The organism is Pseudomonas sp. FeN3W (assembly GCA_030263805.2).
GTDB lineage: Bacteria > Pseudomonadota > Gammaproteobacteria > Pseudomonadales > Pseudomonadaceae > Stutzerimonas > Stutzerimonas stutzeri_G.
This window is the reverse complement of the sequence record CP136010.1, coordinates 2,066,033-2,090,838: the sequence shown is the minus strand read 5'-3', so window position 1 is coordinate 2,090,838 and position 24,806 is coordinate 2,066,033. Positions and strand designations below refer to the sequence as shown.

Genomic DNA, 24,806 nt, shown 5'->3' with positions numbered 1-24,806 from the left:
CCGATGAATTCCAGGTACTGGTTGTAGTGCGATCGCTTGCATCCGTTGACCGCTGAAAGCGTAAAGAAAAAGCCAGGCAGTGCCTGGCTCTTGTGTTGGTCGGATAGCTTACTGAAGCCAACCCTCTACCTTTTCGGCGCCGTGCTTTTCTTTCCAAGCTTTCAAAATCTTATGATTGCCACCCTTCGTCTCTACCACCTCTCCAGTTTCTGGGTTTTTGTAAACCTTAACTTGGCGCTGCCGACGAGGCGCTTGAGACGTCGGGGTGGCGCTGATGCTGGTGCGGCTGGGCTGCGGATCCAATATTGAAATAATTTCGCGCAGGCCTACGTCATATTGCCCCATCAAATTGCGGAGTTTTTCCTCGAACTCGATTTCGCGCTTGAGTTTGTCGTCATTCTTAAGAGCATCAAGCTGCTTGAGCTGGGCTGCGAGCTGGGCTTCTAGAGCTTTGAATTCGGCGAGTTTGGACATGGGTAACCTTCGGAGAACGAAACTGCTTTGTGTGTCTCAGTCTACCGCTTGGGCACGGAGGGAGAAAACTAAGGACCGACCGATTTCGTGAGTAATTCAGTCATCGAGAAGGCTGGTACAGGGATGGGCTGCGGAGTGTTTGTCAGCCAGAGAGGTGCGTACTTCCTGACATATGAAGTGGTGGGTTAGCAAAATGGGAGGTGACCAAGCGGCGGCCGTTGCATAGAAACGTCGCGCATCCCGTAGAGGAAGCGGACGTGAGCAGGCTTCTTCTGCTTTAGCAGAGGTAGCCATGCATAGCATCGAAATTGGAGCTAGCCATTTACCTGCGGCAAATGAAGAAAGCTGCCTTTTTTGACAACAATGGCAGCCGCTTCGCGAAGGCAGTTGATCATTTTGGTCTTATTGCTCGGTCTCGCTCCACATTCGTTTCGCTTACCTGCAAACGCCCAAAATGCTCAACTGCCCCATACTTGAAGGTTTCAAGTATGGGGCGCGGGGGCATACTTGAAGGAACGCTTCGCTGCTTCAAGTATGCCCCCGCAATTTTGTTGTCAAATCATTAGCCGCCAGGCGCTGCCTGGCCGAAATGGCGATTGAGCAGCGATTGCAGTTTTGGGCGGGCGTTTGGCTTCAGCGTCATCAACCAATGTCGTTGAAATAGTCATCGCGCTATGAGTGCATAATTGCTCAGATCTTCCGTCTCCCCATTTAACATGGTGTGCATCAGTTCTCCCAGCAAGCCTGAAAGAGTTCTGAAGAAGCAGAGCTTGCAGTGGTGCACTTCCTAATTCTCGCCGTCATACGGGCACCTCTAAAAACACACATCCGGGCTGAGCCAGGATGCGAAAGTGCAGCTCCTTGGCATCCGAACGCCGACTTGGACGCTCGCAGAGCATCGTGAATGGCCGGTTGCATCACGCAACCGGTGCCCGGTTCAGGTCATTTCCAGCAGGCTCGACATCCGCTTGAGGTTGTAAACCGCCGATTTGACTATCAGGCCAAATTGGGCTCGCGCCAGACCAATGCTCCGGATTATCTTGCCGCCCATCTGCGCGAGGCTGGCAAAGACATGTTCGACGCGGGCTCGGGGGCTGGCTATGCGCTTGTTTTGTGCCTTGCCCCGCTCCCCTATAGGCTTGCCAGCCTGGCCCTTGCGCTGGATATGCGGTCGCCAGCCGATCATCCGGAGCCACTGCTCTCGGGGCTTATCGTGATAGCCGCGATCCGCCCAGAAGTCCCGGCTGCTGTTGTTCCGGCCGAGCACATCCACCAGATGCCGGGTATCGGCCTCGCTGGCATCGCTCACCCTCACGCAGCGAATGAGCTTGTGCCGGCGATCCACGCTGACCGAGAGCTTGTAGCCGAAATACGACTTGCCGTGCTTCTTCGTCCAGCGCGCTTGGACATCCTTTTGCCGCCGTTTGGCGGGCGACCATTCGACCGGTAACGCCTGCTCCTTCACCACCGCTTGCTCATCGGCCGTGTTGTGCTGAAGGGGTGCGCGAACGATGCTGGCGTCGATGATCTGCCCCTCGCGGGCCCGGAATCCATGCTGCTGCAACTGGCGCTGCACCTCGGCAAAGATCTGATGCTCGACGTTGGCCTGTACCAGGCGCTCGCGAAAGACCCAGATCGTGTTGCGATCCGGAACTCGCCCGGAGTGCTTCAGCCCGGCAAAACGCTGGAAGCTCATGCGGTCGATCAGCTGGGACTCCATCTGCTCATCGGACAAGTTGAACAGCTGCTGGAGCACCAGAAGGCGGGTCATCAACTCCGTTGGATAGGGAGGCCGACCGCCCTTGGCCCGACTGGGCCTGGGCGCCCAGCGGTCGATCTCGGCTGCCAGGGCCGTAAAGTCCACATGCTTGTCCAGCAGGGCCAGTGGATCGCCCAGGCAGTCCAGCTTCCAGCTTGGCTTCACGTTCCTGGTCGGCAAACAGACTGAGCATGGGCAGGGCTCCGGAGGATCAAGGGCGCGCCGATTTTACCGTGAGGTGGCCGGTTTTTAGAGGCCCCCATACCTCGAGCCGTGCCCCCGAGTGGCGCCGAGCACACCAAATTGCGTGCCGTAACCATCGATAGGGATGCTGCCACGGCATACGTCACACAAAGCAACCTTAGTCGGCTTCACATGCTCCGATGCCTCGTCGTTCATGACCAACACCTCAAGCTCTAGTGTGTCGACTCAAGGCAGATGACTGCCAGGGCCTACGGCTACACCCCTGACATTAATGCAAGCGTGCAGGCCTTGGATGAACGCACTGCGGGAGAATTTTTTTAAATGCCAGCAGTGATTCATATCCGCCTTGTGGGTGCAATGAAGCGACGACGTAGAAGCTTCCGCTGAAAGTACGCAGGACCCAAAACGAGTGTTCGCGGTCAACCCGGACAATGTCTGATGTATGGATAAGATGCCCGTCGCCAAACCGACCTGAATCCGGGTCTGCTTTGGCATGCCGATGTGTAACGCCGACGCAGCAGCCTGCTGCGATGCAGGCGCTGGTGATATAGGCCGTGACAGGCTCGCTGAAACATAAGTCGAAAGCCTTTTGCAGTTGCATGGCGGCATAAAGGGATACTCGGCGCATCGTCGTGTCCTAAAGAGTTAGATCGAGCAACGGCTCTGCTGAAGCGCTTTGCTGCACGTCTTACTCGCCTTCTTTAAGCCGCATAAGCTCCAGCGCGTTCATAGCAGCCACGACATCAGCTTTGCTCGCGCGCTTTGCTCCGAAACCGATTGTGTTTACGAGCTGAGTGCAGATGGTTTCGAAATTAATAGCCGCTGTCGAGGCGGTGGTTGGGGGGGCGTTGGCGAGGATGAAGCAGAGTTCATTGAAAGCAGCCTCTGCCATTGTCAGCGGTACGTCCCCAAAGTCAGCACCGAACGTGTCCTTGAACTGCGTCTTCACAATATTTTTGAATTCGTTTCTGTGTTGCTCTGCGCTTTTCTGTGCGGCCCAGTCTGTGATGGCTTCGAGTGTGTCTCCTAAGTCTGGTGCGGATGTAAGCTCCATATGGGCTCCTATGTTGGTCATTGTGTATCGCTCGGTTTTACTAAGCATGGAGGGCCCGCAGAACTTGCCTTTCGACAGATGACCGATTTTCAATCCGGTGCCCATCTGTAAACCACCCCAACATTGGGTCAGCGCTGATATCGCTATTGTGACGCCCAAGCAGCAGCGGACCGCAATACGGGCGTCGGTTAGGTAAGCCGTGATCGCTTGGCTGAATTTTAGGCTTGAGCCTAATGCAGCATCTGCATGGCAGCGGGGGCACTGAACGCAATTGCTGCTCCTCAGAGGTAAACAATTAGATCTTGATCGAAGCCGGTGTTCTCGTTTGGGTATCCTCTGGGGTTACAGACGATCCGTGTTCCAGCTTTGTAATAGTCAACGACGGTATGGGAGTGGCCGTGTACCCACGCCGCCACTGGCTCACCGTCCATCAGATCAAGCCACTCATTTGCATACGCGGCGTCAAGGTGATTGCCTGCATGTGGGCTTTGCGCTAATGAGCGCAGAATTGGTGCGTGGTGCGTTATCACGACTGTTGGCCCTGAAAATGGCTCGGATAGTTTGTTTAGTAGCCAAACTCTTGTTTTTAACGCTTCGGCAGCGAGGTCACCGGGCTTCATGCGCCGGAAATTCTCTCCTGCACGAATCTGGCGGTAATCGCTCATCAAGCTTTGCAAAGTGATCGACGCCAGAGATTTGTTACTTTTAGCGCTAAAATCAGTCCACATCGTTGCACCTAAGAATCGAGTGCCACCTATTACAATAGAATCGCGTCCCAACACCTGTACATGGGGCCCCAGGCAGGCGCTACGTATCTTCTCCTGCGTGCGTATCATGTGGCCGCGGTAGTACTTATGATTGCCGAGCACGCAAAGAAACAGGAATTTGAAATGCCTATTTGGTCCACTCGACTCTTCGCGCCTTCACATCAATATCACCTGCAAGAATAAAAATATCGGCATCGACTACTGAGGGTATGTAGGTGCTGAACTTGTTGTGCAGATCGGACAACAGATGAATTCGCATTAGCTAGCCCTCCGGGTATTCAGAAAATTCGAGCCATCGTTTCTGCCGTAGCGAGCTTCCGTGTGCCGCCGCCGAGGAGTAGGTATGTAGTGTTGAGCGTTTTGAAGTGGAAGTCCTTTTCGAAAGCGTGCAGCGGCGACGTGCGCACAAAGTCGCCGACATCCCAGCGGCGTTTGCCGTCGAAGACGACGCAGTGTGCATACAGTATTACCGGTTGGCGCTGCCTCTTCGCTAGCGCAGCGCGCAGTTCCTCACTTGCATCAAGATCAATCCAGATCCATTCACGCACGATGCAATAACCGTCTTGTGGGAAGTGGTTCCGTGCATAAGCGATGGCGTCTTCGTCCGACATGTCACTGCCAGCCATGGGCTGACCTGGTGTGTAGAGAAGATCTGTCAGTGCGTTTAGTTCATTCATCCTAACCTTCCTCAATGCGCGATTGCTCAATGGCGCTAATTAGCTCATTAGCTCATTCGGCATTCGTGGATACCGGTGAGGTGAAACCTCGCACGTTACCGAAACGAACTTTCAGAACGCTGTGACTCCCTGCGCAAAGGTCAGCATGTCATCCATATCTTTTTTGGTTGGATAAAAAGGGCGGTAAGGCATACATATTGTCATCAGCTCCATGCTTAACTGTTGTGGCTTATAGAGCAGTCCTTGCCGGTCCATTTTTATTGAAAGTTCGGAGCAATCGAGCTCCATGCACATCTTCCACCTATTGAAGCGAGCATTCTTGGCCGGACGGATCATGTTAAGAAAGCCCGGAATATCTCTGAAATTCAGACACGGCGTGCCGTTTAACGGATCGAAACGGATTTTTAAATCAGAGTCAGCCACACGGTTTAGCACTGCCGACAGCTCGAAGTCGAAGCGGCTGAGGATGCGCTCAACGCTCAAGTACAAAATATGCTTTCTGACGTCTAGCAGTGCAGACCGGTCGACATCAAGAGCGATGAGTGGGCAGATGGAAGCAATTTTCATAACTGAAAACCCGTAATTCAGATAATCGATAAGGTAGATATACATTCGGGCTTTGTCAACCGCTGGAGCGCTTCTCGTGGAAAAATCGATATACCGAGATGAGAACATGGTGCTGCTGCGTTTGCTCAGGCAATGCCGTATTGAGTCAGGTCTGACTCAGGGGCAGTTCGCCGAGGCACTTGGCCGCCCCCAGTCGTTCGCGAGCGACATTGAGCGTGGTCTGCGCAGGCTTGACCTTATTCAGTTGCGAGACATCTGCCGTGTGCTGGGCCTCGGCTTGGTCGAGTTTGTGCAGCGTTACGAATCCGAGCTGTCGCCGCAAGAGGCGCGAGAATAGTCCCGCGCGCTCTGTATGTATCGGACTAGGCTGATTCTTGCTGCGCGCGGTTCCTGGCTGCGGAATAAAGCGCAGCAGCATCGCTGCACAACAAGCTGATCGCCCGAACGCATGCAATCAGCGGTTCGCTTGCGAGCTCACTTGAACTGGGTGTACCGCCGAGGGCGTTGAGCAAACCAAGCACGGCGTGTTGACGCAGAGACGCCTCGTCATAGAGCTCACTAGCGGATGCATCGCTACGAAATCCCAGTAGGCAGCTGGGGTCGTTGGGAGATAGTGGGGCGAAGCCGGCCTGCGGTCGTTGTATGTTCCGGTCGGCCAGTGTGCTGTCTTGATCAGCAGCATTGGGCTGGGATGGGCGGTTGTCGCTAGTAGGGTAGGGCATGGTTGATCCTCAGAACGGAAAGGTTCTGCTCACCAACGCCAATTGGTGAGCAGGCCGCACAGGTTGGCGTACCGGTCTGAGGGCCGGCGCATCCGAAGATGCCCTGCACGGCCCGCCCATAAAGGCACAGCCATGCGTGGTGTCAAGACGCGCTTGCACCGACTCAGAAACCGGGACGCCAATCCCGTCCCACAACAGTGGGAAGACCAAGGTATGGGGCTATCGCTATCCTGTCAATTCTTGCTGTTACGCCGTTCACCTACGCAGGCCAGCGCTATAGGCGCTAAGAACAGGCCTTGCCAAGCAAAACGAAACGGTACGCAAAGCGGTACCCAAAAAGTTTTTTTAGCCAAGAAAAGAAAAGGCCAGCTCGAAAGCTGGCCTAAGTCCTTAACTTTATTGGTGGGCCCACACGGACTCGAACCGTGGACCAAAGGATTATGAGTCCTCTGCTCTAACCAACTGAGCTATAGGCCCCCAGAAGGCCGGCGGATTATACCGGTCGGGTCCCTGGGGCGCCAACTGATTGCTGGGGTTCAGCAGCAGTCGTCTTCCACGCGTTGCAGCAAGAGAGCGATTTCGTGGTCGTCGTTGCGCTCGAAAAGTTCGTGGATGACGTTTATTTGCGCGTGGAGGATGAGTCGGGCATCGGGCTCGAAGCCATTGCGGCTGCCGATCTTGTCGCGCAGGTAGCAGCACAGGGGGCAGTTGCCGTCATCCTGGCTGATGTAGTGCTGAATGCGCGAGTAGAGGGTGCGGATGCCGCGGTCGCATTCGATGTAGGGTAACGGCTGGTCGCCGGCGACGCTGCGATAGGTCACGACGCTGGGCATTGCGCTTCTCCTTGGCCGGTTGGGCGGTGGTCGGTTTGGGGAAGCGCTGATCCTAGGGCGAGACTGGGCCGGCGTCTGTCAGCCAGCCGACAGCTTGCCGGGTTGCCGGCTGCGTGTTTTCAGCAGGTCGGGGCGGTGGATGTCGAAGGTGCCGGGGGCGACTCGGCTGAGGATGCCCTGGCGGGCCAGGCGGTTGATCAACGAGGAGACGGTCTGCCGCGTGGTGCCTAGCAGGTGGGCGATGTCTTCGGTGTTCAGGTCCAGCTCGAGGCGCTGGGCGTCTCCGTGCGGGCGTCCCTTGCGTGCGAGCATGCCGTCGAAGAAACGCGCCAGGCGTCCTTCGACGTCACGAAAGGCAAGGTCTTCGATCAGTTGCATGGAGTTCGCCAGGGTCTGGCCCAGGGCCCGGATGATGGAGGGTGCGGCGTCGGGTAGCGCATCGAGTGTGCGAAGCATCAGGGCGGTTTCGCCAATCAGCACCTCGCTCGCTTTGGCCGCCTGGATGTAGGCGCCGCTGTGGGTGCTGTAGATATCGCCGGCTTCGAGAAAGGTGAGGGTGTATTCCTTGTCTTCCGAGGCGAGGTACACGCGGATTCGCCCGTTGCGCACGATGAACACGCTGTCGCGTGAGGCGCCGGGGCTGCCGATGAGTTCTCCTTCGATCAGGTTGCGCTGACGGAAGCCCTGCAGCAGGGCGGTCTGGAACAGGGGCGAGCTGTCGGATCCGTGCATGGCGATTCGGTCGGTCGTGGGCGAGAGCCGAGGATAGCGCGCTTGGCGGGGTGGTGCAGGTCGCGGATAGCAAAAGCCCCGGCAGGACCGGGGCTCTTGTCATTACTCGTCGAGGAAGGAGCGCAGGTGCTCGCTTCGCGTCGGGTGGCGCAGCTTGCGCAGCGCCTTGGCTTCTATCTGACGGATTCGCTCGCGGGTGACATCGAACTGCTTGCCGACTTCCTCGAGGGTGTGGTCGGTGTTCATGTCGATGCCGAAGCGCATGCGCAGTACCTTGGCTTCACGAGCTGTGAGGCCGGAGAGCACTTCGCGAGTGGCTTCCTTGAGACTTTCCACGGTAGCGACGTCGATCGGCGACTGCATGGCCGAGTCTTCGATGAAATCGCCCAGGTGCGAGTCTTCGTCGTCACCGATAGGCGTTTCCATGGAGATTGGCTCTTTGGCGATCTTCAGTACCTTGCGGATCTTGTCCTCGGGCATCTCCATGCGCTCGCCAAGCTCCTCAGGGGTGGGTTCGCGACCCATTTCCTGCAGCATCTGACGGGAGATGCGGTTGAGCTTGTTGATCGTCTCGATCATGTGCACCGGGATACGGATGGTCCGCGCCTGGTCAGCAATGGAGCGAGTGATCGCCTGGCGAATCCACCAGGTGGCGTAGGTCGAGAACTTGTAGCCGCGACGGTATTCGAACTTGTCCACCGCCTTCATCAGGCCGATGTTGCCTTCCTGGATCAGGTCGAGGAATTGCAGGCCGCGGTTGGTGTACTTCTTGGCGATGGAGATCACCAGGCGCAGGTTGGCCTCGACCATCTCTTTCTTCGCGCGGCGGGCCTTGGCCTCGCCGATGGACATGCGACGGTTGATGTCCTTGATGTCAGCGATCGCCAGGTCGCATTCCTGTTCCAGCTCGATCAGCTTCTGCTGGCAGCGAACGATGTCTTCCTTGCGGTTGCCGATGGCTTCGGCGTACTTGCCCTTGCCGGACGCCAGTTGCTCGGCCCAGTCGAGATTGGTCTCGTTGTTCGGGAACTGACGCAGGAAGTCGGCGCGCGGCATGCGGGCGTCACGCACACAGAGTTGCATGATGGCGCGTTCCTGGGCGCGGATCTGGCTCAGGGCGTTGCGAACGCGCTCGACCAGTGCGTCGTACTGTTTGGGCACGAGTTTGATCGGCATGAACAGGATGGCGAGTGCTTCGAGCTCCTCGACGGCCTGCTGGCTGGCGCGACCATGCTTCTTCAGCGCCTTGTTGGCCTTCTCCAGCTGCTCGGCGACTGCGCCGAAACGCACGCGCGCGACCTCAGGATCCGGGCCGCCATCGCCTTCTTCCTCTTCGCTGTCGGAGTCGTCCTCTTCCTCGTCATCCTTGTCGTCGGCTGCCGGCTTCGCGGTGGTCTGCGGGGTTTCCGGCTCGACCTCCTGGGGCGCGGCGGCGCCATCGTCGTCAGGATCGATGTAACCGCTGAGGATGTCGGACAGGCGACCACCTTCGGTCGTCACTCGCTCGTAATCGGCGAGGATGCTGTCGACGGTGCCGGGGAAGTGAGCGATGGCGCTCATCACTTCGCGAATGCCTTCCTCGATGCGTTTGGCGATTTCGATCTCGCCTTCGCGGGTCAGCAGTTCGACGGTGCCCATTTCACGCATGTACATGCGCACCGGGTCGGTGGTGCGGCCGATATCGGTCTCGACCGCAGCGAGTGCGGCGGCGGCCTCTTCGGCAGCGGCTTCATCGGTATCGGCTTCGGCCAACAACAGGGCATCGGCATCCGGGGCAACCTCGAATACATTGATGCCCATGTCGTTGATCATGCGAATGATGTCTTCCACCTGTTCCGGATCGGAAATATCCTCCGGTAGGTGGTCGTTGACCTCTGCGTAAGTCAGGTAACCCTGCTCACGGCCACGCTGGATCAACTCTTTGAGGCGGGACTGCTGTTGCGCTTTTCCGGACATATAACCCTATCCACTGAAGGTTCTGGCGGGCTGAAAACAAGCTGAGCATTATAGCCGAGCTAGGACCTCACGCGCCAGTTGAGGTCGATGCAGCGGGTGTTGCGTTACGACTCAACAGGTTACGCAGCTGGTCTTTTTCCTCTGCGCTGAGTTCACCCTGGCGAGCCTTGCGCAGCAGGCTTTCGAGTCGGCGTTCCCGCTGTCGGGCGGCAAGGCTATTAATGGTGTCGAAAAACTGCTGTTCAAGGTTATCGGCCGAGATCAGCCATTCTTTCTCTGCAAGTGCACGTAAAAGTCGCCCTTGGTCGGTTCCATGCCAGCGGGCGATCAGTTGCAGGCTGCGCAGTTTCGGATTCTTCTGCAGCGTGCCAAGCAGTGCAACGAGCAATTGCGCGTATGTGTCGTCTTCTGCGGCGAAATGACTGACATCCTCGACCCTCTGTGCGAGGTTCGGATGGTGCAGCAAAGTGCGCAGCGTGGTCAGCGTGGGCGGCTCGACGGTAGCTGGCGTACGCGGGCCACGAGGCTTGAAGTCTGGTCGCTGCCCGGATTTTTTCCAGTCTTTCTTCCATTCCTTCTTGCCGCTGCGCTGTTGCTTCGGGGGCTCGGGAGGCTCGAAGTAATCCGTTTCGGCATAGTGTGCGCCGGTCTCGTAGTACGCCGAATCGTCGTATTCAGGCGGGCTGCTGTCGGGGTTCGGTGTGGGGGCGGCCGCCATGTGCTGCAGGGCTTCGCCATTGAGACCGGTGATTTCGGCGAGACGCTGGCGCATCAATGCGCGCAGATTGGCACCGGGGATTTTTTCGATGAGCGGTGCTGCCAGCGTGGCCAAATGGGCCTTGCCTTCCAGCGAACGGGGGTCGGCTTCGTCGCTCAACTGCTGGAAAAAATAATCGGCCAGCGGCTGCGAATGCTGCTGAATGCGCGCGCGGAAGGCGTCGGTGCCTTCGGCACGAACGAGGGTGTCCGGGTCTTCGCCGTCGGGCAGGAACAGGAAGCGCGCCCGGCGGCCGTCCTGCAGGTTCGGCAGCGTGGCTTCCAGTGCTCGCCAGGCTGCCTTGCGTCCCGCGGCGTCGCCGTCGAAGCAGAACAGCACGCTGGGCACGATGCGGAACAGGCGTTTGAGGTGTTCCTCGCTGGTCGCGGTGCCGAGGGTTGCGACGGCGTTGCGCAAGCCTTGCTGGGCCAGGGCGATGACGTCCATGTAGCCTTCCACCACCATGATCTCATCGAGATCGCGGTTGGCCTGGCGCGCTTCGTAGAGGCCGTAGAGTTCCTGGCCCTTGTGGAATACCGGTGTCTCCGGCGAATTCAGGTACTTGGGCTTGTCGTCGCCCAGAACGCGACCGCCGAAGGCGATGACCCGGCCGCGGCTGTCGCGGATGGGGAACATCACGCGGTCGCGGAAGCGGTCGTAGCGTTTGCCGGTCTCGGCATTCTCGATCAGCAGGCCGGCGTCGATCATCGCCTTGTGCTGCAGCGGGTCGCCGCCCAGATGCTTCATCAGGTTGTCCCAGCCGGGTGGGGCGAAGCCCAGCCCGAAATCCCGGGCAATCACGCCTGAGAGACCACGACCCTTGAGATACTCGACCGCGGACTTGCGGGTCGGGTGGGCCTTCAGTGCCTGGCGGTAGTAATCCGCGGCGGCGGCCAGCAGCGGGTAGAGTGGAGAGTCGACGGGTTGGCGGGGCTTGTGTTTGCGCCCGCTTTCCTCGTGCGGGACCTCCATCCCTGCGCGCTTGGCCAGTTCCTCGACCGCCTGGGGGAAGTCCAGTTGGTCGTGGTCCATGACGAAGCCGAGCGCATTGCCGCCGGCGCCGCAGCCAAAACAGTAGTAAAACTGCTTGTCCGGGCTGACGCTGAAGGAGGGTGTCTTTTCCTTGTGGAACGGGCAGAGCGCGCTGTAGTTCTTGCCGGCTTTTTTCAGCTGGATGCGCGAGCCCACCACCTCGACGATGTCGGAGCGGTTGAGCAGGTCGTCGATGAAGGATTGAGGGATCAGTCCGGCCATAGGGGTATCAGATTACGCTCGCAAAGCATGCGCCGGAAATGAAAAAACTCCGGCCATTCGCCGATTGGCGAAGCGGAGTCTGCATGCAATGCAAAGCCCGGCCTGAGCCGGGCTTGATTCGACGTCAGCTGTGCTGGATCAGTACAGGCGGACGCTGCGGCGCTGCTCGCGCTGCACTTTCTTGGCGTGACGCTTGACTGCAGCGGCAGCCTTACGCTTACGCTCGGCAGTCGGCTTCTCGTAGAACTCACGCGAGCGGACTTCGGCCAGAACGCCTGCTTTTTCGCAGGAGCGCTTGAAGCGACGCAGTGCTACGTCGAAGGGTTCATTCTCTTTAACTTTGACAGCGGGCATCCAGGACTTACCTTCACTTGATTACCGGTGGCAACGCGCTTCGGCAATGACTCGCAAGCACGCTGGTTTTAAGGGTTGCGGATGTTACCCGCTCCAATTGCGGAATGCAAAGCCCCTGATCGAAAAGCGCTGGTCGGTCGGACGGCCCGACGATTAATATGCACGGCTTCATTCGCCCTCCGGAAAGGTTGAACCCATGCTGGTGCTGGGGTTGGAAACGTCCTGCGACGAGACTGGTGTCGCGCTTTACGACAGCGAACAGGGCCTGCTGGCCGACGCGCTATTCAGCCAGATCGACCTGCATCGCGTCTATGGCGGCGTGGTGCCCGAGCTGGCCTCGCGCGATCACGTGAAACGCATGCTGCCGCTGATCCGCCAGGTGCTGGACGAGGGCGATCGCGAGGCTGCGCAGATCGATGCGGTGGCCTATACGGCCGGCCCGGGCCTGGTCGGTGCGCTGCTGGTCGGGGCCTCCTGCGCCCAGGCGCTGGCGTTGGCCTGGGGCGTACCGGCTGTAGGTGTGCACCATATGGAAGGCCACCTGCTGGCGCCGATGCTCGAAGCGCAGCCGCCGCAATTTCCGTTCGTCGCCTTGCTGGTGTCGGGGGGGCATACGCAGCTTGTTCGCGTGGATGGCATCGGCCAGTACGAGCTGCTCGGCGAGTCGGTGGACGATGCCGCCGGTGAGGCCTTCGACAAGACCGCCAAGTTGATGGGCCTGCGTTATCCCGGCGGGCCGGAGATCGCCCGTCTGGCCGAGCAGGGCACTCCGGGACGCTTCGTCTTTCCGCGGCCGATGACCGATCGGCCCGGACTGGATTTCAGTTTCAGCGGCCTGAAGACCTTTACCCTCAATACCTGGCAGCAGTGCCGCAGCGCGGGCGACGAATCCGAGCAGACCCGCTGCGACATCGCGCTGGCGTTTCAGCAGGCGGTGGTCGAAACCCTGACCATCAAGTGTCGCCGAGCGCTCAAGCAGACCGGCCTGAAGTCATTGGTCATCGCCGGCGGGGTCAGCGCCAATCAGTCACTGCGTCAGTCGCTGGAGCGGATGCTCGGCGAGCTCAAGGGTCAGGTCTTCTATGCGCGGCCACGTTTCTGCACCGACAATGGCGCGATGATCGCCTACGCTGGCTGTCAGCGCCTGCTCGCCGGGCAGCATGATGGTCCGGCGATCACTGTGCAGCCGCGCTGGCCGATGGACACACTGCCGGCGATCTGATGAGCGCCAGAGCGGTCAGAAATGTCGTTCCTGGCCGGCGAACTGGTCGCGCACGTTGCTGCGATGGCGCCAGACGATCAGCGTGGCGAGCAGGCTCATCGGCAGCAGCGCGCCGGGTTGCTGCCAGGCCAGCAGCGGCAGGCACAGCGGCAGGGCGATAAGGGCGGCCAGCGAGCTGGTCCGGGTCAGGCGAAATACCAGCAGCCAGGCGACGATGGCCAGCAGGGCGGCGGGCGGGTAGAGCGCCAGCAGGGCACCGGCGGCGGTGGCGACGCCCTTGCCGCCGCGAAAGCGGAAGTACAGTGGATAGAGATGGCCGCAGACCGCGGCCAGGCCGATCCAGGCCTGTTGCTGGATGCTCAGGCCCAGCGAGGCGGCCAGCAGTACGGGCAGCAGGCCCTTGAGCAGATCGCCGGACAGCGTGCAGATCGCCAGTCGCTTGCCTGCCAGACGCAGCATATTGGTGGCGCCGGGGTTGCCGGAGCCGCCGGCACGCGGGTCGGGTATCCCGGCCAGGCGGCTGAGCAGTATGGCGAATGACAGCGAGCCGGTCAGGTACGCGAGCAATGTCAGCAGCCAGAACATGGAATCCATCCGGGGCAGGGAGCCCCTGAGTCTAACGGCGCGTTTCGAGCTTGTCGTGCCGCAGGAGAACGTTGCGTGGATACAGTCTTCATCGAAGGCCTGGAAGTGGATACGGTAATCGGCGCTTACGATTGGGAGCGCGGGATCCGCCAGTGCCTGCATCTGGACCTGACGCTTGGCTGGGATATCCGTCCCGCCGCCGAGAATGATGAGCTGGACAAGGCCCTGGACTATGCCAAGGTCGCTGCGGCCATCGATCAGTTCGCTTCCGAGGCGTGCTTCGAGCTGGTCGAAACCTTCGCCGAGCGCTTGGCGCAGAAGCTGATGAGCGAATTCGGCATCGTCTGGCTGCGACTGCGGGTCACCAAGCCTGGCGTCAATGCGCGCGCCCGTGCGCTGGGTGTGGAGATCGAACGCGGATGTCGCTGACCCCCGTCATGCTTGGCCTGGGTAGCAATGTGCAGCGCGTCGAGCGCTTGCATGCCGGGCTCGATGCGCTGGCCGAGCTGCTGCAGGATATGCGTTGCTCGCCGGTGTTCGAGAGCCTGGCGGTGGGCTACAAGGGCGACAACTTTTACAACCTGGTGGTCGCTGGTCATACCGACCTGCCGCTAACCGAGCTGGACCGCCGGCTCAAGTTCATCGAGGCGGACAATGGCCGCTATGCGCCGGATCGCAAGGGGCTACCGCTGGATATTGACGTGCTGCTGTATGGCGATCTGGTCGGCAACTTCCATGGCCTGCTGCTGCCGCGCGCGGAAATCCTGAAGAACGCCTTCGTGCTCTGGCCGCTGGCGCTGTTGGCGCCAACCGTGAAACATCCCGCCGTGGGCGAGGCCTTCGCCGAGCTGTGGGCGCATTCATCCATCGACCAGCAGCTCTGGCCGGTGCCGTTCCAGTGGCGCGGCAGCGAGCTCACACCTGCCGATCTGATCCGCAGCTATCCTCCACAGCGAGCCTGAATCGCCTTACTCCGAATTTTCCTGGCAGTAGGTGCGCAGGGAATTGAGGCGCGCAGCACTGAGTGCCTCGCCCAACTCGGCGCCTTTGTACCCCTGATCCAGCAGCGGTTTGACCGCGACGGCCCGCGCCGCGCTGGCCGCGCCGCGTAGATAGTCGGCTTCGAAGAGCAACTCGCCGGCGGCACCTGCCAAGGCGTGCATTTCACAAGCCGCGACGAAATGCTCGAAGCGCTCCGGCCGCCGGTAGATATCGAAGTGCTGCAGCATGTCGAGCAATGCAGCGGCTGGCAGCTGCCTGGCGTTGAGCGCGTCATCGTGATATCTGCCGAGCAGCATCGCCAGCTCCTGGCAATCCCTCGGCGCCTTGCAGCGCTGGTTGAGCGCATCGATGGCGGCCAGCCGTGCCTGCTGGCTACCGGCCGGTGCAGTGCAGCCGAGTAGCAGGCAGGCCCAGCGTACCGGCAGTGGCTGGGCATGTTCGGCGCATTGGCGAAGTGCTCGGAGCAGATGCTCACCCGTGGCATTGCCCATGGCGAAGGTCGTGGCCAGTTCCGGGAACAGTTCAGTCAGCGCGTCGCCGTCCTGCAGCACCTGAATGAAGACGTCCGGCCGAGGTTCCATCAGCGCACGGGAGATTTCCTTCCAGCTGCGCTCTGCTGTCAGCGCCGATAGCTCGCCGGAGCGGGCCAGCTGGCGCATCAGCTCGAGCGTCTCGTCGGCGATACGGAAGCCCAGTTCGGCATAGCGTGCGGCGAAGCGCGCCACGCGCAAAACGCGCAGCGGATCTTCGGCGAAAGCGGGGGAAACGTGGCGCAGCAGCCGTGCCTGCAGGTCGCGCTGACCGCCGTAGGGATCGATCAGCTGGTCGTGATCGTCTTCGGCGATGGCATTGATGGTGAGATCGCGGCGCTGCAGATCTTCTTCGAGGGTGACGTCGGGGCTGGCATGGAAGGTAAACCCGCCATAGCCACGACCGCTTTTGCGCTCGGTGCGCGCCAGGGCGTATTCCTCACCGGTTTGCGGATGCAGAAATACTGGGAAGTCGGCGCCGACCGGGCGGAAGCCGCGGGCCTGCATTTCTTCCGGGGTGGCGCCGACCACCAGCCAGTCGACCTCGGTCACCGGACGCCCCAACAGACGGTCGCGTACCGCGCCGCCGACTTTATAGATCTGCATGTTCACCTCCGTTGGCGCGGAGGATAAAGGATATCGGCGCTGAGGCTACAGCGCGGTTGGTGAGGAAAGGCCGCGGCCCGCGGTCAGGCGAAGTTCATGCCGGGAAAGCGGTTGTCGACCTCCGCCTCGCTGCTGGGCCGTGGTGGCATGTGGTGGGTATTGACCAGCTTGTCGTCCTGCATCGACTGCAGATGCACATCGAAGCCCCACAACCGATGCAGGTGCTTGAGCACCTCTTCGGTGGACCCGCCCAATGGCTTGCGGTCGTGCTGCATGTGACGCAAGGTCAGCGAGCGATCACCGCGACGGTCGACGTTCCATACCTGCACGTTGGGCTCGCGGTTGCCGAGGTTGTATTGCGCGGCGAGCAGTTCGCGAATGGTATGGTAACCACTTTCATCGTGGATGGCCGGGACCAGCAGCTCGTCCTTGCGGTCATCGTCGAGGATGCTGAACAGCTTGAGGTCGCGGATCACCTTCGGTGAGAGAAACTGCAGGATGAAGCTCTCGTCCTTGAAGTTGTTCATGGCGAACTTCACCGTGGTCAGCCAGTCGCTGCCGGCGATCTCCGGGAACCAGCGCTTGTCTTCCTCCGTCGGTTTTTCGCAGATCCGGCGGATGTCCTGGTACATGGCGAAGCCCAGGGTGTAGGGGTTGATGCCGCTGTAGTAGGGGCTGTCGAAGCCCGGCTGGTAGATCACGCTGGTGTGCGACTGGAGGAATTCCATCATGAAGCCGTCGGTCACCAGTCCCTCGTCGTAGAGGTCGTTGAGCAGCGTGTAGTGCCAGAAGGTCGCCCAGCCTTCGTTCATGACCTGGGTCTGGCGCTGTGGGTAGAAGTACTGCGCGATCTTGCGCACGATGCGCACCACTTCGCGCTGCCAGGGCTCGAGCAGCGGCGCGTGCTTCTCGATGAAGTAGAGGATGTTCTCCTGCGGCTCGGCCGGGAAGCGCTGGTCGCGTTCGCGCTCGTCGCCCTTGTCGCCGGACTTGGGAATGGTCCGCCAGAGGTCGTTGATCTGCCGCTGCAGGTGCTCCTCGCGATCCTTCTGCCGGCGCCGTTCCTCTTCCGCGGAAATGGGGTAGGGCCGCTTGTAGCGGTCGACGCCGTAGTTCATCAGCGCGTGGCAGGAATCGAGCAGGTCTTCCACTGCATCGATGCCGTGGCGCTCCTCGCACTGGGTGATGTACTGCTTGGCGAACACCAGGTAGTCGATGATCGAACTGGCGTCGGTCCAGGTGCGGAACAGGTAGTTGCCCTTGAAGAAGCTGTTGTGGCCGTAGCTGGCGTGGGCGATCACCAGGGCCTGCATGCACATGGTGTTCTCTTCCATCAGGTAGGCGATGCACGGGTCGGAATTGATCACGATCTCGTAGGCCAGGCCCATCTGGCCGCGCTTGTAGTGCTTCTCGGTGTGCAGGAACTGCTTGCCATAGGACCAGTGATGGTAGCCCAGCGGCATGCCCACCGAGGCATAGGCATCCATCATCTGCTCGGCGGTGATCACCTCTATCTGGTTGGGGTAGGTGTCCAGCGCGTAGCGTTCGGCAATGCGGCCGATTTCGCGGTCGTATTGCCGAATCAGGTCGAAGGTCCATTCCGAGCCGGTGGAAATGGGCTGTCGCTTCATGCTGCACACCTCAGCTGGTCATGCGCCGCTGGAAGAGTTCGCGGAACACTGGATAGATGTCTCCGGCGCTGACCAACTGCTGTTGGGCGAACGCGTCGGAAAAGGCTTCTGCTACCTGGTTGTACTCGTACCAGAGCGCCTGGTGTTCGCGCGGGGTAATTTCGACGTAGGTAAAGTACTGCACGAACGGCATGATCTGGTTGATCAGGATGTCGCGGCACAGCGGCGAATCGTCGTTCCAGTTGTCGCCGTCGGAAGCCTGCGCGGCGTAGATGTTCCACTCGTTGGCGGGATAACGCTCGGCCATGATCTCCTGCATCATCTTCAGCGCGCTGGAGACGATGGTGCCGCCGGTTTCCCGTGAGTAGAAGAACTCCTCCTCGTCGACTTCCTTGGCGCTGGTGTGGTGGCGGATGAATACCACGTCGATCTTGTCGTAGTTCCGCTTGAGGAACAGGTAGAGCAGGATGAAGAAGCGCTTGGCGATGTCCTTGGTGGCCTGGGTCATGGAGCCGGAGACGTCCATCAGGCAGAACATCACCGCCTTGGAGCTGGGGTTGGGCTGCTTGACCAGCAGGTTGTACTTGAGGTCGAAGGTGTCGAGGAAGGGCACGCGGCCGATGCGCGCCTTGAGCCGTTCGATTTCCTCCTCCGCCGCCTTGATGTCGCCGAAGTTGTGCGGCTCCTCCAGGCGCAGCCGTTCCAGTTCGGCCTTCAGCTCGCGCAGCCGCGCACGGCTGCTGCCGGACAGCGCGATACGCCGGGCATGCGCCGAGCGCAGGGTGCGCACGATGTTGATCCGCGCCGGGTTACCTTCGTTGCTGATGCCGGCGCGCACCGTCTTGAAGGTATCGGCGCCGGTCAGGTGGCGCTTGACCAGGTTGGGCAGCTCCAGGTCCTCGAACATGAAGTCGAGGAATTCCTCCTGGGTGATCTGGAACACGAAGTCGTCCATGCCTTCGCCGCTGTTGCTGGCCTGGCCGGCGCCCTGGCCGCCACCGCCACCCTGCGGCCGCGGGATGCGTTCGCCGGCTACGAACTCCTTGTTGCCCGGATGGACGATGGTCTGGCGGCCGCCGCGGCCGTGGTGCAGCACCGGTTCGTCGATGTCGCGACCGGGAATGCTTATCTGCTCGCCATGCTCCATGTCGGTGATGGAGCGCCGGCCGACGGCCTCCTCCACCGCTTTCTTGATGTGCCCACGGTAGCGCTGCAGGAAGCGCTGGCGGTTAACCGTGCTCTTGTTCTTGCCATTCAGGCGACGGTCGATCACGTAGCTCATAGGCCCCTCCGGGGCAGCTGCAAGCCTCAAGCTACAAGCTGCAAGAAGGAGCACGTGCGCGCTTTGCTCTCTCTTGCCGCTTGAAGCTTGCCGCTTGCGGCTGCTGTCACTGTGATTTCCGTACCCGCAGATACCATTCGGACAGCAGGCGCACCTGTTTCTCCGTGTAGCCCCGTTCGACCATGCGCACGACGAAGTCGTTGTGCTTCTTCTGGTCTTCCTTGCTTGCCTTGGCGTTGAAGCTGATGACCGGCAGCAGATCCTCGGTGTTGGAGAACATCTTCTTCTCGATCACCACGCGCAGTTTCTCGTAGCTGAGCCAGGAAGGATTCTTGCCGTTGTTGTTGGCCCGGGCGCGCAGCACGAAGTTGACGATCTCGTTGCGGAAATCCTTCGGGTTGCTGATGCCGGCCGGCTTCTCGATCTTCTCCAGTTCCTCGTTGAGCGCCACGCGGTTGAGGATTTCGCCGGTTTCCGGATCGCGGTACTCCTGATCCTGAATCCAGAAGTCGGCGTACAGCACGTAGCGGTCGAAGATGTTCTGCCCGTACTCGCTGTAGGACTCGAGGTAGGCGGTCTGGATCTCCTTGCCGATGAACTCCACGTAGCGCGGCGCCAGGTACTCCTTGATGAAGCGCAGGTAGCGCTCCCTGACCTCGGCGGGGAACTGTTCCTGCTCGATCTGCTGCTCCAGCACGTAGAGCAGGTGCACCGGGTTGGCGGCGATCTCGTGCGGATCGAAGTTGAAGACCTTGGAAAGGATCTTGAAGGCGAAGCGGGTGGAAAGCCCGTTCATGCCCTCGTCGACCCCGGCGGCGTCGCGGTATTCCTGGATCGACTTGGCCTTGGGATCGGTGTCCTTGAGGTTCTCGCCGTCATAGACGCGCATCTTCGAGTAGATGTTGGAGTTCTCCGGCTCCTTGAGCCGCGACAGCACCGAGAACTGGGCCAGCATCTTCAGCGTATCCGGCGCGCAGTGCGCCTGGGACAGCGAGCTGTTGGTCAGCAGCTTGTCGTAGATCCTGATCTCGTCGCTGACGCGCAGGCAATAGGGCACCTTGACGATGTAGATACGGTCGATGAAGGCCTCGTTGTTCTTGTTGTTGCGGAAGCTGTGCCATTCCGACTCGTTAGAGTGGGCCAGCAGGATGCCGCTGTAGGGAATCGCGCCGAGGCCCTCGGTGCTGTTGTAGTTGCCTTCTTGGGTGGCGGTCAGCAGCGGGTGCAGCACCTTGATCGGCGCCTTGAACATCTCGACGAATTCCATCAGGCCCTGGTTGGCCCGGCACAGGGCGCCGGAATAGCTGTAGGCGTCGGCATCGTTCTGCGGGAATTCCTCCAGCTTGCGGATATCCACCTTGCCCACCAGCGAGGAAATGTCCTGGTTGTTCTCGTCGCCCGGCTCGGTCTTGGCCACGGCGATCTGGTTGAGGATCGACGGGTAGAGCTTGACCACGCGGAACTGGCTGATGTCGCCGCCGAACTCCTGCAGGCGCTTGGTCGCCCAGGGCGACATGATGCTGTTGAGGTAGCGCCGCGGAATGCCGTAGTCCTCTTCGAGGATCTGCGCATCCTCGGCGGGGTTGAACAGGCCGAGCGGCGACTCGAACACGGGCGAGCCCTTGATCGCGTAGAAGGGCACGTGCTCCATCAGTTGCTTGAGCTTTTCCGCCAGGGACGACTTGCCGCCGCCGACCGGGCCGAGCAGGTAGAGGATCTGTTTCTTCTCCTCCAAGCCCTGGGCGGCATGACGGAAGTAGGAGACGATCTGATCGATGCACTCCTCCATACCGTGAAAATCCTCGAAGGCGGGATAACGGCGGATCACCTTGTTGGAAAAGATGCGCGACAGCCGCGAGTCAACCGATGTGTCGACCAGTTCGGGCTCGCCGATCGCCATCAGCAAGCGCTCGGCGGCGCTGGCATAGGTGTCTGGGTCCGCCTTGCACAGATCGAGATATTCCTGGAGGGAATACTCCTCCTGGCGGGTCGCTTCGAAACGTTGTTGGAAGTGGCTGAAAATGCTCATGACTTCACCTCGATCGATGCACGAATAGGCGCGTCATCAGGCACTCTGGGGCCGGCCGAAGTGGCGGCCAGTGGAGTTCCCCCGAACACCTAATGGTCGAAACCCTGAAATCCGTCAGCCGTTTCCCGGCTTCATTTATTTGGATGGCCTGAACTCAAGGATAGTTCGGATTCGGCAAGATCAAGGGCGGGGAGGGGAATTAGGCGCTGCCGTTCGGCTGCTGATAGCGCCTAGCCCGCGGATGGCGGGCGATCGAGAGGAAATAAATTTTTACGCTTGCTCTTCGCCGCGTTCGACATCGGCCGGATAGGTATGCCGCCAGAGCTCGAAGCCACCGTCGAGGCTGTAGACGTCCGAAAAGCCCTGATTGACCAGATAGGCCGCTGCGCTCTGGCTGGAGTGGCCGTGATAGCAGGTGACGATCAGCGGCTGGTCGAGATCGGCAGCGGCAATGAAATCCGGCAGCGAGTGGTTGTCCAGATGCAGCGAGCCACTGATGTGGCCGTTGGCATAGCTGTGCGGGTCGCGGATATCCACGATCACTGCGCCGCTGCTGCGCATGGTCTGCGCCTGTTCCGGTGGGATGCGTTTGAAGTCGGTCATGCATTTTTCCCGTATTCGCATTCGCAGCGATGCATCTCGCCGCTGTCGAGGTTCATTAGAGTCATGGCGTTGCCCCAGACGCAGCCAGTGTCCAGGGCGAAGACGTTCGGCTCGTCGCACTTGCCTTCCAGTGCGGCCCAGTGGCCGAAGATCAGCTTGACGTTGCGGGTCTTGCGGTTGGCGTGGCTGAACCAGGGTGCGTAGCCGGCGGGGGCGCTGTCGGCGCCTTCTTTCGCTTCCAGATCGAGGGTGCCGTCGGCCTTGCAGAAACGCATGCGAGTGAAGTAGTTGGTGATCAGGCGCAGCCGCGGTACCCCATGCAGCTCCTTGTTCCATTTCGATGGTTGATTGCCATACATGCCATCGAGGAAAGGCATCAGCAGCGCGTCGTCCTGTAGCGCCTGCTCGACTTCCGAGGCGCGTTTGAGCGCCTTCTCTAGCGACCACTGCGGCGGAATGCCGGCGTGCACCATCGCGGTATGCCGCTCGGCGTCGTAGTGAATGAGCTTCTGCTGGCGCAGCCAGTCGATCAGGTCGGTCCGATCCGGCGCGTTCAGAATCGCCTGCAAGGTGTCGGACTTGCGCATGCGTTCAATGTTATGGGCCACCGCCAGCAGGTGCAGGTCGTGGTTGCCCAGCACAGTGATCGCGGAGGACTCGAGGTCGCGCACGAAGCGCAGGGCTTCCAGCGATTGCGGGCCGCGATTGACCAGGTCGCCAGCCAGCCACAGACAGTCGCGCGAAGGGCTGAAGTCGACGCGCTCGAGCAAACAGGTCAGCGGTTCGAGGCAACCCTGCAGGTCGCCGACGGCATAGGTCGTCAATGCAATGCTCCGGGTACGGCCAGGCGGAACGGCGCAATGAGCGCATCGAAACTGTGACCATCCTCGGCCAACATCTCATAGCTGCCTTGCATGCTGCCGACACAGGTGGCCAGCAGCGTTCCGCTGGTGTAGACGTGGTGTTCGCCTGGTGCGATCAGCGGCTGTTCGCCAATGACGCCGGCACCGCGCACTTCCTGCACCTGGCCGTCGCCATCCGTGATGATCCAGTGCCGCGACAGCAGCTGTGCCGCCACCTCGCCTTTGTTTTCGATGGTTACGGTGTAGGCAAAGGCATAGCGGTTTTGTTCCGGCTCCGATTGCGCGGCCAGATAGCGAGGCGTGACGCTGACGTCGATGCGGTAGCGGTTATCGTCGGACATGGGACTGCTCGCTGTTGAAGGCAGGGTAGAGGTCGATGCCTCAGCTGCGTTCTGTCAGTTGGTCGGATAGGCGAACGAAGGCCGCCAGATCCAGTTGTTCGGGGCGCAGGCTGCCGTCCACGTCCGCCGCTGCGATGGCGTCGGCGTCCAGCAGCCCCTTGAGGGTATTACGCAAGGTCTTGCGCCGTTGGTTGAACGCCTCGCGCACGACGCGCTCCAGTTGACGGTGATCGCGGGCTGGGTGCGGCAGCGTCTCATGTGGCACCAGGCGAACGATCGCCGAATCGACCTTTGGCGCCGGGTTGAACGCACCCGGCCCGACGTTGAACAGGTGCTCCACCCGGCAGTGATACTGCACCATGATCGACAGTCGGCCCCAGTCGCCACCGCCCGGCTGCGCCGCCAGGCGTTCGACCACCTCCTTCTGCAGCATGAAATGCATGTCGCGGATCAGATGCGCGTGGTCGAGCAGGTGAAAGATCAGCGGGGTAGAGATGTTGTACGGCAGGTTGCCGACGATGCGCAGGCTGTTCGGCTCGGCGCTGAGGCGGCTGAAGTCGAACTTCAGCGCGTCGCCCTGGTGCAGATTGAAGTTATCGCGCCCGGCGAATTTGCCCTGCAGGATGGGAATCAGGTCGAGGTCGAGCTCGACGACATCCAGATGCGCGCCGCTGTCGAGCAGTCCCTCGGTCAATGCTCCCTGGCCTGGGCCGATCTCCACCAGTCGCTCACCCGACTTGGCATGAATCGCCCGCAGAATGCGGTGAATGACGCCAGCGTCGTGCAGGAAGTTCTGGCCAAAGCGCTTGCGTGCGCGGTGCTGATAATCGGACATCGGGGCTCCAGGGAGCAGCTTGAAGCCTGAAGCTCGAAGCTGAAAAACGAATAAGGCGCGTATTTTAGCAGGCGGGGGCGGCAAGTAGCTCGGTCGGGCCGCAACCCGGCCCATGCTTAGCGAGCTGCGCCGACCATCTGATAGGCGGTTTCCAGTGCGACCCGCAGGCTGCCGGTGTCGATTTTGCCGCTGCCGGCCAGATCCAGCGCGGTGCCGTGATCCACCGAGGTGCGCACGATCGGTAGGCCCAGGGTCACGTTGACCGCAGCGCCGAAACCCTTGTACTTGAGCACTGGCAGGCCCTGGTCGTGGTACATCGCCAGCACTGCGTCGCAGTGCTCGAGATTTTTGGGGGTGAACAGCGTGTCCGCTGGCAGCGGGCCGATCAGCTCAAGCCCTTCGTCACGCAACTTGCCCAGCACGGGCTCGATGATCTCGATTTCTTCGCGACCCAGGTGGCCACCTTCGCCGGCATGCGGGTTCAGGCCGCAGACAAGAATGCGCGGTTGGGTAATACCGAACTTGCTGACAAGATCGTGGTGCAGGATCCGCGTAACCCGTTCCAGGCGTTCGTGGGTAATCGCCGCAGCGACATCCTTGAGCGGCAGGTGAGTGGTGACCAGTGCGACACGCAGGCCACGGGTGGCAAGCATCATGACCACCTGCTCGGTGCGGGTCAGTTCGGCGAGAAATTCGGTATGGCCGGAAAACGGGATGCCGGCCTCGTTGATCACGCCCTTGTGCACCGGTGCGGTGATCATGCCGGCGAAGCTGCCGTCGAGACACCCTTTCCCAGCTCGAGTCAGGGTTTCCAGAACGTAGTGGCCGTTGCGCGCGTCGAGCTGGCCTGCGGTCACCGGGGCATCCAGCGGAGTATCCCAGACATATAGACAGTTGGCCGGCGCCGGTTGGCTTGGCCAGTCATGTGGTCCGACGTCCCGCAGCTCGATCGTCAGCCCCAGTTGCGAGGCGCGCTCTGCCAGCAGCGAGCGGCTGGCGATGGCTACCAGAATCCGAGGTTGGGCCTCGCGTGCCAGCAGCAGACACAGATCCGGGCCGATGCCGGCCGGTTCGCCGGGGGTGAGAACGAAGGGGCGGGGAGCGGTCATCAGGCTTCTCTCTTGGCGTGTGGCGTTCAACCGCCTGAAATGAAAACGGGGTGGCGAC

At 60.6% G+C, this 24,806-nt stretch carries 26 protein-coding genes and 1 tRNA gene; 4 read left to right on the top strand and 23 right to left on the bottom strand.

Going from position 1 to position 24,806, the window contains the following annotated elements; translation table 11 throughout:
* Positions 1 to 108: 108 nt before the first annotated feature.
* The 7 genes from P5704_010050 to P5704_010020 form a co-directional block, all read right to left on the bottom strand.
* Positions 109 to 474: a histone-like nucleoid-structuring protein, MvaT/MvaU family gene (locus tag P5704_010050; GenBank protein ID WOF80787.1), complete on the bottom strand. Its 366-nt coding sequence runs from the start codon at positions 472 to 474 to the stop codon at positions 109 to 111.
* A 937-nt stretch (positions 475 to 1,411) separates the two neighbouring features.
* A complete protein-coding gene (locus P5704_010045; protein WOF80786.1) occupies positions 1,412 to 2,413 on the bottom strand; it encodes an IS5 family transposase in 1,002 nt (333 codons plus the stop codon).
* A gap of 292 nt (positions 2,414 to 2,705) precedes the next feature.
* Positions 2,706 to 3,065, bottom strand: coding sequence for a hypothetical protein (locus tag P5704_010040; GenBank protein ID WOF80785.1), 360 nt, complete (start codon positions 3,063 to 3,065; stop codon positions 2,706 to 2,708).
* A gap of 60 nt (positions 3,066 to 3,125) precedes the next feature.
* Positions 3,126 to 3,491: a hypothetical protein gene (locus tag P5704_010035; protein ID WOF80784.1), complete on the bottom strand. Its 366-nt coding sequence runs from the start codon at positions 3,489 to 3,491 to the stop codon at positions 3,126 to 3,128.
* A 281-nt stretch (positions 3,492 to 3,772) separates the two neighbouring features.
* A complete protein-coding gene (locus P5704_010030; GenBank protein WOF80783.1) occupies positions 3,773 to 4,219 on the bottom strand; it encodes a hypothetical protein in 447 nt (148 codons plus the stop codon).
* A gap of 317 nt (positions 4,220 to 4,536) precedes the next feature.
* On the bottom strand, positions 4,537 to 4,935 hold the full coding sequence (locus P5704_010025) for a hypothetical protein (protein ID WOF80782.1): 399 nt from the start codon (positions 4,933 to 4,935) through the stop codon (positions 4,537 to 4,539).
* A 111-nt stretch (positions 4,936 to 5,046) separates the two neighbouring features.
* Positions 5,047 to 5,502, bottom strand: a complete 456-nt coding sequence (locus tag P5704_010020) for a hypothetical protein (protein ID WOF80781.1) — start codon at positions 5,500 to 5,502, stop codon at positions 5,047 to 5,049.
* A gap of 76 nt (positions 5,503 to 5,578) precedes the next feature.
* Between P5704_010020 and P5704_010015 the strand changes: the two genes are divergently transcribed.
* Positions 5,579 to 5,839, top strand: coding sequence for a helix-turn-helix transcriptional regulator (locus P5704_010015; GenBank protein WOF80780.1), 261 nt, complete (start codon positions 5,579 to 5,581; stop codon positions 5,837 to 5,839).
* A gap of 785 nt (positions 5,840 to 6,624) precedes the next feature.
* On the opposite strand, the gene P5704_010010 is transcribed toward P5704_010015, so the two are convergent.
* The 6 genes from P5704_010010 to rpsU all read right to left on the bottom strand — a co-directional run bounded on the left by P5704_010010 (position 6,625) and on the right by rpsU (position 12,110).
* A tRNA-Ile gene (locus tag P5704_010010) sits at positions 6,625 to 6,701 on the bottom strand.
* A gap of 59 nt (positions 6,702 to 6,760) precedes the next feature.
* Complete coding sequence (gene cowN / locus P5704_010005; GenBank protein WOF80779.1) at positions 6,761 to 7,057, bottom strand: N(2)-fixation sustaining protein CowN; 297 nt, start codon at positions 7,055 to 7,057, stop codon at positions 6,761 to 6,763.
* 78 nt (positions 7,058 to 7,135) lie between these two features.
* A complete protein-coding gene (locus P5704_010000) occupies positions 7,136 to 7,789 on the bottom strand; it encodes a Crp/Fnr family transcriptional regulator (protein ID WOF80778.1) in 654 nt (217 codons plus the stop codon).
* 102 nt (positions 7,790 to 7,891) lie between these two features.
* On the bottom strand, positions 7,892 to 9,745 hold the full coding sequence (gene rpoD, locus P5704_009995) for an RNA polymerase sigma factor RpoD (protein WOF80777.1): 1,854 nt from the start codon (positions 9,743 to 9,745) through the stop codon (positions 7,892 to 7,894).
* Between the two features lie 67 nt (positions 9,746 to 9,812).
* Positions 9,813 to 11,756 (bottom strand): DNA primase, encoded by a 1,944-nt coding sequence (gene dnaG / locus P5704_009990; GenBank protein ID WOF80776.1) that lies wholly within the window; start codon positions 11,754 to 11,756, stop codon positions 9,813 to 9,815.
* Positions 11,757 to 11,894: 138 nt separating this feature from the next.
* Complete coding sequence (gene rpsU, locus P5704_009985; GenBank protein ID WOF80775.1) at positions 11,895 to 12,110, bottom strand: 30S ribosomal protein S21; 216 nt, start codon at positions 12,108 to 12,110, stop codon at positions 11,895 to 11,897.
* A 196-nt stretch (positions 12,111 to 12,306) separates the two neighbouring features.
* Here rpsU and tsaD point away from each other — a divergent pair, with 196 nt between their 5' ends.
* A complete protein-coding gene (gene tsaD, locus P5704_009980) occupies positions 12,307 to 13,332 on the top strand; it encodes a tRNA (adenosine(37)-N6)-threonylcarbamoyltransferase complex transferase subunit TsaD (GenBank protein ID WOF80774.1) in 1,026 nt (341 codons plus the stop codon).
* 15 nt (positions 13,333 to 13,347) lie between these two features.
* On the opposite strand, the gene plsY is transcribed toward tsaD, so the two are convergent.
* Positions 13,348 to 13,917, bottom strand: coding sequence for a glycerol-3-phosphate 1-O-acyltransferase PlsY (gene plsY / locus P5704_009975; GenBank protein ID WOF80773.1), 570 nt, complete (start codon positions 13,915 to 13,917; stop codon positions 13,348 to 13,350).
* A gap of 75 nt (positions 13,918 to 13,992) precedes the next feature.
* Here plsY and folB point away from each other — a divergent pair, with 75 nt between their 5' ends.
* Positions 13,993 to 14,346 carry a dihydroneopterin aldolase gene (gene folB, locus P5704_009970; GenBank protein ID WOF80772.1) on the top strand — a complete coding sequence of 118 codons (354 nt, stop codon included), beginning with the start codon at positions 13,993 to 13,995 and terminating at the stop codon, positions 14,344 to 14,346.
* A complete protein-coding gene (gene folK, locus P5704_009965) occupies positions 14,337 to 14,879 on the top strand; it encodes a 2-amino-4-hydroxy-6-hydroxymethyldihydropteridine diphosphokinase (GenBank protein WOF80771.1) in 543 nt (180 codons plus the stop codon). The genes folB and folK overlap by 10 nt, the downstream gene beginning before the upstream one ends.
* Before the next feature lie 6 nt (positions 14,880 to 14,885).
* Here the strand turns inward: folK and P5704_009960 are convergent, their stop codons facing one another.
* The 9 genes from P5704_009960 to pdxA form a co-directional block, all read right to left on the bottom strand.
* On the bottom strand, positions 14,886 to 16,055 hold the full coding sequence (locus P5704_009960; protein WOF80770.1) for a multifunctional CCA addition/repair protein: 1,170 nt from the start codon (positions 16,053 to 16,055) through the stop codon (positions 14,886 to 14,888).
* 83 nt (positions 16,056 to 16,138) lie between these two features.
* On the bottom strand, positions 16,139 to 17,686 hold the full coding sequence (locus P5704_009955) for a SpoVR family protein (GenBank protein WOF80769.1): 1,548 nt from the start codon (positions 17,684 to 17,686) through the stop codon (positions 16,139 to 16,141).
* A gap of 10 nt (positions 17,687 to 17,696) precedes the next feature.
* Positions 17,697 to 18,968 (bottom strand): YeaH/YhbH family protein, encoded by a 1,272-nt coding sequence (locus tag P5704_009950; protein ID WOF80768.1) that lies wholly within the window; start codon positions 18,966 to 18,968, stop codon positions 17,697 to 17,699.
* Positions 18,969 to 19,074: 106 nt separating this feature from the next.
* Complete coding sequence (locus tag P5704_009945) at positions 19,075 to 20,997, bottom strand: PrkA family serine protein kinase (protein WOF80767.1); 1,923 nt, start codon at positions 20,995 to 20,997, stop codon at positions 19,075 to 19,077.
* 270 nt (positions 20,998 to 21,267) lie between these two features.
* On the bottom strand, positions 21,268 to 21,600 hold the full coding sequence (gene glpE / locus P5704_009940; protein WOF80766.1) for a thiosulfate sulfurtransferase GlpE: 333 nt from the start codon (positions 21,598 to 21,600) through the stop codon (positions 21,268 to 21,270).
* On the bottom strand, positions 21,597 to 22,424 hold the full coding sequence (locus P5704_009935; protein WOF80765.1) for a symmetrical bis(5'-nucleosyl)-tetraphosphatase: 828 nt from the start codon (positions 22,422 to 22,424) through the stop codon (positions 21,597 to 21,599). Before P5704_009935 ends, glpE begins: the two co-directional genes overlap by 4 nt.
* A complete protein-coding gene (apaG, locus tag P5704_009930) occupies positions 22,421 to 22,804 on the bottom strand; it encodes a Co2+/Mg2+ efflux protein ApaG (GenBank protein WOF80764.1) in 384 nt (127 codons plus the stop codon). The genes P5704_009935 and apaG overlap by 4 nt, the downstream gene beginning before the upstream one ends.
* A gap of 40 nt (positions 22,805 to 22,844) precedes the next feature.
* Complete coding sequence (gene rsmA, locus P5704_009925) at positions 22,845 to 23,639, bottom strand: 16S rRNA (adenine(1518)-N(6)/adenine(1519)-N(6))-dimethyltransferase RsmA (GenBank protein ID WOF80763.1); 795 nt, start codon at positions 23,637 to 23,639, stop codon at positions 22,845 to 22,847.
* Between the two features lie 116 nt (positions 23,640 to 23,755).
* Positions 23,756 to 24,748, bottom strand: coding sequence for a 4-hydroxythreonine-4-phosphate dehydrogenase PdxA (gene pdxA / locus P5704_009920; GenBank protein WOF80762.1), 993 nt, complete (start codon positions 24,746 to 24,748; stop codon positions 23,756 to 23,758).
* Positions 24,749 to 24,806 lie beyond the last annotated feature (58 nt).

Bases quoted from the DNA above. Each gene is read 5' to 3' on its own strand.
- cowN (WOF80779.1), bottom strand. From the start codon at position 7,057: ATGCCCAGCGTCGTGACCTATCGCAGCGTCGCCGGCGACCAGCCGTTA.
- P5704_010000 (WOF80778.1), bottom strand. From the start codon at position 7,789: ATGCACGGATCCGACAGCTCGCCCCTGTTCCAGACCGCCCTGCTGCAG.
- P5704_009955 (WOF80769.1), bottom strand. From the start codon at position 17,686: ATGAAGCGACAGCCCATTTCCACCGGCTCGGAATGGACCTTCGACCTG.
- P5704_010035 (WOF80784.1), bottom strand. From the start codon at position 3,491: ATGGAGCTTACATCCGCACCAGACTTAGGAGACACACTCGAAGCCATC.
- P5704_010025 (WOF80782.1), bottom strand. From the start codon at position 4,935: ATGAATGAACTAAACGCACTGACAGATCTTCTCTACACACCAGGTCAG.
- P5704_010040 (WOF80785.1), bottom strand. From the start codon at position 3,065: ATGCGCCGAGTATCCCTTTATGCCGCCATGCAACTGCAAAAGGCTTTC.
- tsaD (WOF80774.1), top strand. From the start codon at position 12,307: ATGCTGGTGCTGGGGTTGGAAACGTCCTGCGACGAGACTGGTGTCGCG.
- rpoD (WOF80777.1), bottom strand. From the start codon at position 9,745: ATGTCCGGAAAAGCGCAACAGCAGTCCCGCCTCAAAGAGTTGATCCAG.
- rpsU (WOF80775.1), bottom strand. From the start codon at position 12,110: ATGCCCGCTGTCAAAGTTAAAGAGAATGAACCCTTCGACGTAGCACTG.
- P5704_010050 (WOF80787.1), bottom strand. From the start codon at position 474: ATGTCCAAACTCGCCGAATTCAAAGCTCTAGAAGCCCAGCTCGCAGCC.
- P5704_009960 (WOF80770.1), bottom strand. From the start codon at position 16,055: ATGCAGATCTATAAAGTCGGCGGCGCGGTACGCGACCGTCTGTTGGGG.
- P5704_010030 (WOF80783.1), bottom strand. From the start codon at position 4,219: ATGTGGACTGATTTTAGCGCTAAAAGTAACAAATCTCTGGCGTCGATC.
- P5704_009945 (WOF80767.1), bottom strand. From the start codon at position 20,997: ATGAGCATTTTCAGCCACTTCCAACAACGTTTCGAAGCGACCCGCCAG.
- plsY (WOF80773.1), bottom strand. From the start codon at position 13,917: ATGTTCTGGCTGCTGACATTGCTCGCGTACCTGACCGGCTCGCTGTCA.
- dnaG (WOF80776.1), bottom strand. From the start codon at position 11,756: ATGGCCGGACTGATCCCTCAATCCTTCATCGACGACCTGCTCAACCGC.
- apaG (WOF80764.1), bottom strand. From the start codon at position 22,804: ATGTCCGACGATAACCGCTACCGCATCGACGTCAGCGTCACGCCTCGC.
- P5704_009950 (WOF80768.1), bottom strand. From the start codon at position 18,968: ATGAGCTACGTGATCGACCGTCGCCTGAATGGCAAGAACAAGAGCACG.
- folK (WOF80771.1), top strand. From the start codon at position 14,337: ATGTCGCTGACCCCCGTCATGCTTGGCCTGGGTAGCAATGTGCAGCGC.
- glpE (WOF80766.1), bottom strand. From the start codon at position 21,600: ATGACCGACTTCAAACGCATCCCACCGGAACAGGCGCAGACCATGCGC.
- pdxA (WOF80762.1), bottom strand. From the start codon at position 24,748: ATGACCGCTCCCCGCCCCTTCGTTCTCACCCCCGGCGAACCGGCCGGC.
- rsmA (WOF80763.1), bottom strand. From the start codon at position 23,639: ATGTCCGATTATCAGCACCGCGCACGCAAGCGCTTTGGCCAGAACTTC.
- P5704_010020 (WOF80781.1), bottom strand. From the start codon at position 5,502: ATGAAAATTGCTTCCATCTGCCCACTCATCGCTCTTGATGTCGACCGG.